The organism is Variovorax boronicumulans NBRC 103145, assembly GCF_001591345.1.
Classification (GTDB): domain Bacteria; phylum Pseudomonadota; class Gammaproteobacteria; order Burkholderiales; family Burkholderiaceae_C; genus Variovorax; species Variovorax boronicumulans.
In genome coordinates this window covers 142,455-154,179 of the sequence record NZ_BCUS01000002.1, presented here as the reverse complement: position 1 = coordinate 154,179, position 11,725 = coordinate 142,455, and the positions used below count along the sequence as shown (strand labels likewise).

General features: G+C 68.1%; 11 protein-coding genes. 6 read left to right on the top strand and 5 right to left on the bottom strand.

All coding sequences use genetic code 11. The features are described 5' to 3' along the window. On the top strand, positions 1 to 546 hold a 546-nt coding region (locus VBO01S_RS01565; protein ID WP_169805013.1), incomplete at its 5' end, for a TolC family protein. A 28-nt stretch (positions 547 to 574) separates the two neighbouring features. Here VBO01S_RS01565 and VBO01S_RS01560 read toward each other — a convergent pair. From VBO01S_RS01560 to VBO01S_RS01550, 3 genes are all read right to left on the bottom strand, one after another. Continuing rightward, entirely contained in the window at positions 575 to 1,495 is a 921-nt protein-coding gene (locus VBO01S_RS01560) for a hypothetical protein (protein ID WP_062469432.1), read from the bottom strand. Between the two features lie 258 nt (positions 1,496 to 1,753). Further along, on the bottom strand, positions 1,754 to 2,086 hold the full coding sequence (locus VBO01S_RS01555) for a hypothetical protein (protein ID WP_062469430.1): 333 nt from the start codon (positions 2,084 to 2,086) through the stop codon (positions 1,754 to 1,756). Between the two features lie 214 nt (positions 2,087 to 2,300). Continuing rightward, on the bottom strand, positions 2,301 to 3,728 hold the full coding sequence (locus VBO01S_RS01550; protein WP_062469428.1) for a short-chain fatty acyl-CoA regulator family protein: 1,428 nt from the start codon (positions 3,726 to 3,728) through the stop codon (positions 2,301 to 2,303). Positions 3,729 to 3,848: 120 nt separating this feature from the next. Here VBO01S_RS01550 and VBO01S_RS01545 point away from each other — a divergent pair, with 120 nt between their 5' ends. The 5 genes from VBO01S_RS01545 to VBO01S_RS01525 all read left to right on the top strand — a co-directional run bounded on the left by VBO01S_RS01545 (position 3,849) and on the right by VBO01S_RS01525 (position 10,155). Beyond that, the gene (locus VBO01S_RS01545) at positions 3,849 to 4,259 is read left to right on the top strand and encodes an acyl-CoA thioesterase (protein ID WP_062469424.1); all 411 of its coding nucleotides are present in this window, start codon (positions 3,849 to 3,851) and stop codon (positions 4,257 to 4,259) included. Then, positions 4,256 to 5,413: a bifunctional 2-methylcitrate synthase/citrate synthase gene (gene prpC, locus VBO01S_RS01540; protein WP_062469421.1), complete on the top strand. Its 1,158-nt coding sequence runs from the start codon at positions 4,256 to 4,258 to the stop codon at positions 5,411 to 5,413. Before VBO01S_RS01545 ends, prpC begins: the two co-directional genes overlap by 4 nt. Before the next feature lie 61 nt (positions 5,414 to 5,474). After that, positions 5,475 to 8,069, top strand: coding sequence for a Fe/S-dependent 2-methylisocitrate dehydratase AcnD (acnD, locus tag VBO01S_RS01535; protein WP_062469476.1), 2,595 nt, complete (start codon positions 5,475 to 5,477; stop codon positions 8,067 to 8,069). Positions 8,070 to 8,071: 2 nt separating this feature from the next. Then, positions 8,072 to 9,262, top strand: a complete 1,191-nt coding sequence (gene prpF / locus VBO01S_RS01530) for a 2-methylaconitate cis-trans isomerase PrpF (protein WP_062469416.1) — start codon at positions 8,072 to 8,074, stop codon at positions 9,260 to 9,262. 29 nt (positions 9,263 to 9,291) lie between these two features. Next, a complete protein-coding gene (locus VBO01S_RS01525) occupies positions 9,292 to 10,155 on the top strand; it encodes an isocitrate lyase/PEP mutase family protein (protein WP_062469413.1) in 864 nt (287 codons plus the stop codon). Between the two features lie 6 nt (positions 10,156 to 10,161). On the opposite strand, the gene VBO01S_RS01520 is transcribed toward VBO01S_RS01525, so the two are convergent. Next, on the bottom strand, positions 10,162 to 10,896 hold the full coding sequence (locus VBO01S_RS01520) for an RNA polymerase sigma factor FliA (protein WP_062469409.1): 735 nt from the start codon (positions 10,894 to 10,896) through the stop codon (positions 10,162 to 10,164). 25 nt (positions 10,897 to 10,921) lie between these two features. Next, complete coding sequence (locus tag VBO01S_RS32180; protein ID WP_062469407.1) at positions 10,922 to 11,725, bottom strand: MinD/ParA family ATP-binding protein; 804 nt, start codon at positions 11,723 to 11,725, stop codon at positions 10,922 to 10,924.

Below are 11,725 nucleotides of genomic sequence, written 5' to 3'. Positions count from 1 at the left end.
GCGCTGCGCGCGAGCAATGCCGACATCGGCGCGGCGCGCGCGGCCTTCTTCCCGCGCATCGCGCTCACCGCCTCGGCCGGCACCGCGAGCAGCACGCTCTCGGGCCTGTTCGCGAGCGGCAGCAAGGCCTGGAGCTTCGCGCCGTCGATCAGCGTGCCGATCTTCGACGGCGGCGCCAACCGCGCCAACCTGCAGGTGGCGCAGGCACAGCAGAAGATCCAGATCGCCACCTACGAGAAGGCCGTGCAGACCGCCTTCCGCGAAGTCGCCGACGCCCTGGCCGAACGCCGCACGCTGGCCGAGCGCCTCGACGCGCAGCGCTCGCTGCGCGCCGCCACCGCGCGCAGCTTCGAGCTCTCGCAGTCGCTCTTCAAGAGCGGTGCCGCCAACTACCTCGACGTGCTGGACGCGCAGCGCAGCGACTATGCGGCGCAGCAGACGCTGATCGGTTTGCAGCTCACGGAGCAGACGAACCGGCTGGCGATCTACAAGGCGCTGGGGGGTGGGTGGAGCGAGGCGAGCGCCACGCCTCCCTCCTCGCTCTGACTCTGTCGGAAGGAGCCCTCGAAGCGCACTAGCGTGCCTCGAGGGTCCATGGGACGTATGGTTCGAGAACGGTACATCCCGAGAGCTTCATCGTGCTCTTCACACTGTTCTCCGCAGTGAGCATCACCACCGTCCCCGCTGAGTAGGACACCCATTCGCAAGCGACCGATGGCGATGCGTCAGAGAAACGTGACGCCGGAATCACCCGTTCATCGAATGCGAAGTCTCCCTTCGGCTTCGGAAGCGGCCCGATCAGAAGCGATCTTTCACCCCCTGTCCCCGTTCTTGATTTGACGACCGCGTCGAAGTTTTTCGTGGTGACCTCGTTCGCCTCGTACCGCAGGTCGCGAGCGAAGTAGAGCTCGAACCGGCGATTCCTGAATCGCTCGGGCACTGGGTCGACACGCGCTTGCAGCACCTCATCGACTGCGAAGCAATGCTCGGACAGACATTGATCACCGGCATCCATGAAGAGCCAGACCTTGTCCCCCTCTTGAAGGACCAATGCAGGCGATGCGTTCGCATTCTTCTTCGGCAGGGTCACATGCAGGAACTGTCGCTCCGGGAACGATGGCTTCGGATCCGATTCGTCGGGAGACAAGGCGTCTTTGCCAAGCCAGACCAGGGACGTCCAACCGTAGGCGTCGACGAAATAACCGATGAAGGTGTCCGGCGCGTTGTGCTTCGCGATCGTCGGCCGGCCAAAACCATGGACGCCGGAGAAATGCGATCGCAACGAGAACCCGAAACGGCCCTCTGTGACCTTGGCAATTTTCGAAGGATCTTGCAGGGCAAATTTCCTGACAGACCAGCCCACAGGGCGGACCAGCAAAGAAACGTCGAGGGGGCCGCTGCAGCCTTCGACCGTTGCCCTGCTGGACAGTCGGCATGTTTTCAAGAGATGCAAATCCTCATTGGCATCGAGATTCATCAACTTCATCTCGACCATCCTCTGGGTCTCCACATCGCGTGAGACATAGGGGATCAGGACCGGCGGGCATCCCGCAAGGCACAAGAGAACGCCAATGGATGCGATGGCCTTGCAGGCTCTTGCCAAAGAACGGTTGTGACGAGGTTTCAAGATTTGGAGATCTTTCACGCTTTGCTTTGCATCCCAAAGCAGCGGCCGACTTCTTCACTCACAGGTACGGGCCCAGCCGACAGCGTGCATCGCCGAGGGTTGCCACTGCCCATGCCCCTTGGCATGTCAACTGCTCCCGAAGTGGGCAAACACCAGTATCGCCAGCGGTATCCCAAGAAAAAGCCCTGCGATGCTGACGGCACGCGTTCTGGTCCATCCCCCGATGATCCACACCACCAGAAACATGACTGCCAAGAATGCAAGTCCGAAAACCGCAAGGTAGCCAATAGCGGCTGGTATCGAATTCAGATTTCCGTTGACGCTCGCGTCGTCCGACAGCTCAAGAATCAACGCCAGCGCCGGTAAGAAAGAGATCCAGAAGAAGAACGCCCAGGACGAGCGCGACATTTCGGCATCGATGTCCGTGCGCTGCCCGTCTTCCACAGGTTGGCCGGACATGTCAGGCGTGCGCGCGCAGCAGCGGCAATGTTCGGACGCACGCGCAGCAGACGGTCGTGCTGACGCTCGAGGAATGACCCTCGCTCTGGATACCTGTGGCCATTCGGCTCTACTCCCTGTTGATGCAACCATCATAGCCACGGCCCTGTGCAAACCTGCGCGTTGCTGCGAACCGCACTCGGGATCAGACGGGCAGCCTGTACCTTGGTAGTACCTACGCACCGGCCACGGCGTAGGGCGTGAACCGGCTTTCGTTCTCGTTCACATCCAGCGGCCGTCCGATGAACGGGAATGCCCGCTGCGGGCAGGCCACGCGCTCGCAGACCTTGCAGCCCATGCCGATGGGCGTGGGCACGTCGGGGTCCTTCAGGTCCAGGCCCTTGGCGTAGACCAGGCGCGGGGCGTGGCGGATGTCGCAGCCCAGGCCGATCGAGAAGGTCTTGCTCGGTGAACCGAAGCCGCGCTGGCCGTGCGACACGGTGCGCGCGATCCACAGGTAGGCGCGGCCGTCGGGCATGCGCGCCAGCTGCGGCAGCACGCGCCCGGGCTGCGCGAAGGCCTCGTACACGTTCCACAGCGGACAGGTGCCGCCGGTCTTGGAGAAGTGGAAGTGCGTGGCCGACTGCCGCTTGGAGATGTTGCCAGCCCGGTCCACGCGGATGAAGAAGAAAGGCACGCCCGACGCGCCCGGGCGCTGCAGGCTGCTCAGGCGGTGGCAGACGGTTTCGAAGCCCACGCCGAACTGGCGCGCGAGCAGGTCGATGTCGTAGCGCAGCGCCTCGGCCGCCTGCAGGAACGGGCCGTAGGGCAACAGCACGGCCGCCGCGAAGTAGTTGGCCAGCCCGATGCGCGCGAGCGCGTGGGCCGGGGCGTCGCCGAAATCGGCCTGCACGACCAGCGACTCGATGAGCGCGGCCTGCTCCAGCAGCGCCAGCTGCGTGGCCAGCTGGAAGGCCTGCTGGCCCGGCTCCAGGCCGGCCGACAGGCGCAGCACGCGGCGGGCCGGGTCGTAGCGGCGCTGGCTGTCGAGCGCACCTTCTCCTTCGTCGCCCGGCACCACGCGCACGCCGTGCGCCGAAAGAAGCCGCTGCTGGAGCCATTCGGCGAGCGGGCCGCCCTGCGCGCGGGCCTCGGCCGCGAGCGATTCGGCGGCGGTGTCGAGCGGGTCGAAATGGTTCTGGTGCGCAAAGAAGAAATCGCGCACCACCTCGAAAGGCATGGGCCGGCTGCGCGAGATGTCGCCGCGCCCGTCGCCGAGTTCGGCGGCCATGAGCTCCAGCCGCTCCTGCGCCTCCTGGTGGCGGCGGTGCAAGGCCAGCAGCGCGCGCGCCACGGCCGGCATCTGCGACGCCACCTCGCGCAGCTCGGGCAGCGCCACGGCCTCGCCGCCGGGGTTGTCCGCCAGCGCCTCGCGCATGCTGGCCACGAGCCGCGCTTCCTCGTCTTCGGAGAACTGCTGCACGTCGACGCCGAGCGTCTTGCTGATGCGCAGCAGCACGGCCACGGTGAGCGGGCGCTGGTTCTGCTCGATCTGGTTCAGGTAGCTCGGCGACAGGCCCAGCATCTGGGCCAGCGCCACCTGCGTGAGGCCGCGTTCGGCGCGCAGCGTGCGCAGGCGCACGCCCATGAAGGTCTTGCTCATCGGGTCACCTCGTGGGTCTTTGCGATATTCGCAATATTTGCAAAATCAGCCATCTTCATTCGCAATGATTCGCCAATTCAGGCCTTCATTATGGGCGTTCGATTGCGTAAATTGCGAAGCATGACAAACCGATCCGCCGCCATCGAGCTGACCGACATCGTGTTCCCCGAGCACGCCAACCACTACGGCACGCTGTTCGGCGGCAACGCCCTGCTGCTGATGTCCAAGGCCGCGTTCCTCGCCGCGCGCGCCTTCGCGAAATCCGACGTGGTGATGGCCAGCCTGGGCGACGCGCAGTTTCTGGCGCCCGTGCCCGTCGGCCATGTGCTGCGCCTGCGGGCCTGGGTGACGCGCGCCGGGCGCAGCTCGCTCACGGTCTGCGTCACCGGCGCGGCCGAGCCGCCCGACGGCGAAGCCCGCCCGTCGCTGAAAGGCCTGTTCGAGATGGTGGCCGTCGACGGCCGCGGCCGTCCGGCGCGCCTGCGCAACACCTACCTGAACACCGTGCCTACAGACAAGGAACCCGCATGAACGACACCGCCACCCCCACCGGCTTCAAGCCCAAGAAATCCGTCGCCCTGTCGGGCGTGACCGCCGGCAACACCGCCCTGTGCACCGTGGGCCGCACCGGCAACGACCTGCACTACCGCGGCTACGACATCCTGGACATCGCCGAGGTCTGCGAGTTCGAGGAAATCGCGCACCTGCTGGTGCACGGCAAGCTGCCCACGGCCGCCGAGCTGCGTGCCTACAAGGCCAAGCTCAAGGCCATGCGCGGCCTGCCCGCGAGCCTGAAGGAGGCGCTGGAGCAGCTGCCCGCCAGCGCGCACCCGATGGACGTGATGCGCACCGGCGTCTCGTCGCTGGGCTGCCTGCTGCCCGAGAAGGAAGACCACAACCTGCCCGGCGCGCGCGACATCGCCGACCGACTGATGGCCTCGCTCGGCTCGATGCTGCTGTACTGGTACCACTGGTCCACGCAGGGCCGGCGCATCGAAGTGGAAACCGACGACGACTCCATCGGCGCGCACTTCCTGCACCTGCTGCACGGGCGCAAGCCCAGCGCACAGTGGGAGCGCGCGATGCACACCTCGCTCAACCTCTATGCCGAGCACGAGTTCAACGCCTCCACCTTCACGGCGCGCGTGGTCGCGGGCACGGGCTCCGATGTGTACTCGGCCATCACCGGCGCCATCGGTGCGCTGCGCGGCCCCAAGCACGGCGGCGCGAACGAGGTGGCCTTCGAGATCCAGAAGCGCTACGACGCACCCGACGAAGCCGAGGCCGACATCCGCCGCCGCGTCGCCGCCAAGGAAGTCGTGATCGGCTTCGGCCACCCCGTCTACACCGTGAGCGACCCGCGCAACGTGGTCATCAAGGGCGTGGCGCGCACGCTGTCGCAGGAGGCCGGCTCGACCAAGATGTTCGACATTGCCGAGCGGCTCGAGGCCGTGATGTGGGACGTGAAGCAGATGTTCCCCAACCTCGACTGGTTCAGCGCCGTGAGCTACCACATGATGGGCGTGCCCACGGCCATGTTCACGCCGCTGTTCGTCATTGCGCGCACCTCGGGCTGGGCCGCGCACATCATCGAACAGCGCATCGACAACAAGATCATCCGGCCGAGCGCCAACTACACGGGCCCCGAAGACCTGAAGTTCGCGCCGATCCAGGATCGGAAGTAAAAACACGAGAAGAAGAAAAGGTGCCCGTGCCTGCGCGCGGGTGCCGAGCGACAAGCGCCCCATGAACACCGACTACCGCAAGAACCTTCCCGGCACCGCGCTGGACTACTTCGATGCACGCGCAGCCGTCGAGGTGATCCGCGCCGGCGCCTGGGCCACGATGCCCTACACCGCGCGCGTGCATGCCGAGAACCTCGTGCGCCGCTGCGACCCGGCGATCCTCGTGCAGAGCCTCACGCAGCTCATCGAGCGTCGGCGCGACCATGACTTTCCGTGGTTCCCCGCGCGCGTGGTCTGCCACGACATCCTGGGCCAGACCGCGCTGGTCGACCTGGCCGGCCTGCGCGACGCCATCGCCGAACAGGGCGGCGACCCGTCGCAGGTGAACCCCGTGGTGCCGGTGCAGCTCATCGTCGACCACTCGCTGGCGGTGGAGTGCGGCGGCTTCGACCCTGATGCCTTCGCGAAGAACCGCGCCATCGAGGACCGGCGCAACGAAGACCGCTTTCACTTCATCGAATGGACGAAGCGGGCCTTCCGCAACATGGAGGTGATCCCGCCGGGGAACGGGATCATGCACCAGATCAACCTGGAGCGGATGTCGCCCGTCGTGCATGCGCAGGACGGCGTGGCCTACCCCGACACGCTGGTGGGCACCGACAGCCACACGCCGCACGTCGATGCGCTGGGCGTCGTCGCCGTCGGCGTGGGCGGGCTCGAGGCCGAGAACGTGATGCTCGGCCGCGCCTCGTGGATGCGGCTGCCCGACATCGTCGGCGTGCGCCTGGCGGGCCGGCCGCAGCCGGGCATCACGGCCACCGACGTCGTGCTCGCGCTCACCGAGTTCCTGCGCGCGGCGAAGGTGGTGGGCGCGTACCTGGAGTTCCACGGCGAAGGCGCGGCCAGCCTCACGCTGGGCGACCGCGCGACCATCTCCAACATGGCGCCCGAGTACGGCGCCACCGCCGCGATGTTCGCCATCGACACGCAGACGCTTGACTACCTGCGCCTCACGGGCCGCGCCGACGAGCAGGTGCGCCTGGTCGAGGTCTATGCCAAGCAGGCGGGCCTGTGGGCCGACACGCTCGCCGAAGTCGTGTACGAGCGCGTGCTTCAGTTCGATCTGTCGAGCGTCGTGCGCAACATGGCCGGCCCCTCGAACCCGCATGCGCGCGTCGCCACCGCCGACCTCGCGGCACGCGGCATCGCCGCCCCGTGGGACGACGTGCCCGGCCAGATGCCCGACGGCGCAGTGATCATCGCGGCCATCACCAGCTGCACCAACACCAGCAACCCGCGCAACGTGATCGCCGCGGGCCTGCTCGCGCGCAATGCCAACCGCGTGGGGCTGGCGCGCAAGCCGTGGGTCAAGACCTCGCTCGCGCCCGGCTCGAAAGCGGTCACGCTGTACCTGGAAGATGCCGGCCTGATGCGCGAGCTCGAACAGCTGGGCTTCGGCGTGGTGGCCTATGCCTGCACCTCGTGCAACGGCATGTCGGGCGCGCTCGATCCGGCCATCCAGCAGGAGATCGTCGATCGCGACCTGTACGCCACCGCCGTGCTCTCGGGCAACCGCAACTTCGACGGGCGCATCCATCCGTACGCGAAGCAGGCCTTCCTGGCTTCGCCGCCGCTGGTGGTGGCTTACGCCATCGCGGGCACGGTGCGCTTCGACATCGAGAAGGACGTGCTCACCGTGGTCGATGGCAAGGAGATCCGCCTCAAGGATCTCTGGCCCAGCGATGAAGAGATCGACGCCATCGTCAAGGCCAGCGTGAAGCCCGCGCACTTCCGTCAGGTGTACGAGCCGATGTTCGCGATCCAGCCCGACACGGGCGAGCAGGTCGCGCCGCTGTACGACTGGCGCCCCGCTTCCACCTACATCCGTCGCCCGCCGTACTGGGAAGGCGCACTGGCCGGCGAACGCACGCTCAAGGGCATGCGGCCGCTGGCGATCCTGCCGGACAACATCACGACCGACCACCTGTCGCCGTCGAACGCGATCCTGCTCGACAGCGCGGCCGGCCAGTATCTGCAGCGCATGGGCCTGCCCGAGGACGACTTCAACTCCTACGCCACCCACCGCGGCGACCACCTCACGGCGCAGCGCGCCACCTTCGCCAACCCCACGCTGAAGAACGCGATGGTGCGCAAGGCCGACGGCACGGTGCGCGCCGGATCGCTGGCGCGCGTGGAACCCGAGGGCGAGGTGATGCGCATGTGGGAGGCTATCGAGACCTACATGCTGCGCAAGCAGCCGCTGATCATCGTGGCCGGCGCCGACTACGGCCAGGGCTCGTCGCGCGACTGGGCCGCCAAGGGCGTGCGGCTGGCCGGCGTGGAAGCGATCGCGGCCGAAGGCTTCGAGCGCATCCACCGCACCAACCTGATCGGCATGGGCGTGCTGCCGCTCGAATTCAAGCCGGGCACCAACCGCCTCACGCTCGGCTTGGACGGCACCGAGACCTACGATGTGACCGGCGCGCGCACCCCGCGCGCCGACCTCATGCTGGTCGTGCACCGCCGCAATGGCGAACGGCTCGACGTGCCCATGACCTGCCGCCTCGACACCGCCGAGGAGGTCTCCATCTACGAAGCCGGCGGGGTGCTGCAGCGTTTTGCCCAAGACTTCCTCGCCGCCACGAAAGCCGACTGACGATGCCGCACCTTCCGCAGATCAAGATCCCCGCCACCTACATGCGCGGCGGCACCAGCAAGGGCGTGTTCTTCCGCCTGCAGGACCTGCCCGAGGCCGCGCAGGTGCCGGGCAAGGCGCGCGATGCGCTGCTGCTGCGCGTGATCGGCAGCCCCGACCCCTATGGCAAGCAGATCGACGGCATGGGCGCCGCGACGTCGAGCACGAGCAAGACCGTGATCCTGTCGAAGAGCGAGCGGCCCGGCCATGACGTGGACTACCTGTTCGGCCAGGTGTCGATCGACCGGCCTTTCGTCGACTGGAGCGGCAACTGCGGCAACCTCTCGTCGGCCGTCGGGCCGTTCGCGATCAGCAACGGCCTCATCGATGCGGCACGCGTGCCGCGCGATGGCGTGGCGGTCGTGCGCATCTGGCAGGCCAACATCGGCAAGACCATCGTCGCGCACGTGCCGATGACCGGCGGCGTGGTGCAGGAGACCGGTGACTTCGAACTCGACGGCGTGACCTTTCCCGCGGCCGAGGTGCAGCTCGAATTCATGGACCCCGCCGCCGAGGAAGACGGCGCGGGCGGCGCAATGTTTCCGACCGGCAATCTCGTCGACGACCTCGACGTGCCCGGCCTCGGCACGCTGCAGGCCACGATGATCAACGCCGGCATCCCCACCGTCTTCGTGAACGCCGACGCCCTCGGCTACACGGGCACCGAGCTGCAGGACGCGATCAACGGCGATGCCGCCGCGCTCGCCCGCTTCGAAGCCATCCGCGCGCATGGCGCACTGCGCATGGGCCTCATCCGCACGCTCGACGAAGCCGCCAGCCGCCAGCACACGCCCAAGGTCGCCTTCGTGGCGAAGCCCGCGGGCTACACCGCATCGAGCGGCAAGGCCGTGGCGGCCGGCGACATCGACCTGCTCGTGCGCGCGCTGTCGATGGGCAAGCTGCACCACGCCATGATGGGCACGGCGGCCGTGGCCATCGGCACGGCCGCCGCCATTCCCGGCACGCTGGTGAACCTCGCGGCCGGCGGCGGCGCGCGCGAAGCGGTGCGTTTCGGCCACCCCTCGGGCACCTTGCGCGTGGGCGCGCAGGCCAGCCAGGTCGATGGCGAATGGCAGGTGACCAAGGCGGTCATGAGCCGCAGCGCCCGCGTCTTGATGGAAGGCTGGGTCCGTGTGCCCGGCGACACCCTTTGAGCTTTCAGATCCATTCACAGGAAATCCCGATGTCGACTCGCAAGACCCTCCGTTCCCTCGCCGAGGCCCGCCGCGGCGTGCTGGTGCCGGGCGCCTTCAACGCGCTGTCGGCGCGCGTCATCGAAGACCTGGGCTTCGAAGCCATTTACGTCACCGGCGCGGGCGTCACCAACATGTGGTTCGGCCTGCCCGACCAGGGCTTCATGGGCCTGCACGAGATCGCCGACCACACGGCGCGCATCCGCGACGCCGTGAACCTGCCGCTGATCGTCGATGCCGACACCGGCTTCGGCAACGCGCTGAACGTGCGCCACACGGTGCGCGTGCTGGAGCGCGCGGGCGCCGACTGCATCCAGTTCGAGGACCAGATCGCGCCCAAGCGCTGCGGCCATTTCTCGGGCAAGGAGGTGATCTCCACCGAGGAAGCTGTCAACAAGATCAAGGCCGCCGTCGATGCCCGCACCGACCCCGACCTGCTCATCATGGCCCGCACCGACGCGGCGGCGACGCTGGGTTTCGAGGCCGCGATCGAGCGCGCGCAGAAGTTCAGCGAGGCCGGCGCCGACATCCTGTTCGTCGAAGCCGTCACCACGGCCGACGAGATTCGTGCGCTGCCGCAGCGCCTGCACAAACCGCAACTCATGAACATGGTGATCGGCGGCAAGACGCCGATCTTCGGCGCCGAGGAACTCGGCGGCCTCGGCTACGGCATCGTGCTGTACGCCAACGCTGCGCTGCAGGGCGCGCTGGCCGGCATGCAGAAGGCGCTCACCGTGCTGCGCGACACGCGGCGCATGGACGAAGACCCATCGCTGGTCGCGCCCTTCGCCGAGCGGCAGCGGCTGGTGCGCAAGCCCGAGCTCGATGCGCTCGACGCGCGCTACGCCAGCTGAGTTTCTCTACAGAGAATCCTTCAGCTTCGCGCGCAGGCGGCTCACCGCCTGGCCGTGCAGCTGGCACACGCGCGACTGGCTCACCTCGAGCACCGCGCCGATCTCGCGCAGGTTCAGCTCTTCCTCGTAGTAGAGCTTGAGCAGCAGCTGGTCACGCTCGGGCAGCGCGCCGATGGCGTCCACCAGCTGGTGGCGAAAGCCGCTTTCGAGCAGGCGCGCCAGCGGGTCGTCGAAGTCGCCGCGCCCCTTGCGCGCCTCTTGGGCATGCAGGTCGAGAAAGGGGTTGTCGGGGTCGCCCTTGGCGAAGTCTTCCACGTACAGCAGCTGGCAGCCCTGGATGTCCTGCAGCATCGACTGGTAGGTGTCCAGGTCGACCTTCAGCTCCTTCGCGATCTCGCCTTCGGTGGGCGCGCGGCCCAGCCGGTGGCCCAGCGCCTGGATCGCCTTCTCGATGCCGCGCGCCGACTGGCGCAGCCCGCGCGAACCCCAGTCGCTGGCGCGCAGCTCGTCGAGCATGGCACCGCGGATGCGCTGGCTGACGAAGGTCTCGAACTGCGCGCCGCGGTGGTCCTGGTAGCGGCTCGACGCGTCGAGCAGGCCGAGCATGCCGGCCTGGATCAGGTCGTCGAGCTCCACGCTGGCCGGCAGCCGCGCCATCATCTGCAGCGCGATGCGGCGCACCAGCGACTGGTGCTGTTCCAGCAGATGCGATTTCTCGATGGTGCCCTGTGCGGTGTACACGGCCGTCCGTCCTCGTGGTCGTGTCTCAGGCCGCGAGCGCCTGCGGGAACACGGCCGGCCGCGCGGGCGTGCGCCAGGTCCAGCGGCCCATCTCGTCGGCGATGGCACGGAAATCGACCGCCGCCGCGCTGGCCGGAAAGGCCTCGACCACGGTCTGGCGCAGCCGCGCCGCATCGGCCAGCCAAGGGTCGGTGCGCACCCAGCCCACGGGCAGCAGCGACAGCGCGAGGTAGCGGCTGGCGGCTTGCGCGAGGTTGTGCATGACCTGCTGCGCGGTGCCCGCATCGGCCACGCCGTTGAGCAGGAAGCGCAGCTGCTTCAGCGCATGCGCACGGTGCAGGCGCTTGATGCCCGCGTAGGCCGAGGTGATGGCCGCCGGGTGCGGTTGCAGCACGAGCAGCAGTTCGTCGGCGCCCTGCGCCAGCGGCGACAGGCGGCCTTCGTCGTCGAAAGCCGCATCGACCAGCACGATGCCGCGCGGCCACAGCGTGCGCGGGTCGATGCTCGCGCCGGGCGATGCGGGCAGCACCTGCACGCCGCACACCGCGCTCGCAGCGGCCTGGTCGATGCGCAACCGCCGACTCGCCACATCGGCCAGCGTGCCGTGAGGACGGAGCGCCCACACATCGCACACCGAGCGCATCGTCGGATGGTGCTCGTCGAGCAGCAGCACGTCCTTGCCCTGCTGCGCCAGCGCCGCGCCCAGGCTCATCGCAGCCGTGGTCGCGCCCGCGCCGGGGCCCATGCCCGCGACGGCGACGACGCGCACCGGCGCCTGCCCGAGCAGCCGGCGCAGCCCGTCGGCCTGGTCCGTGACGCGTGCGCTCAT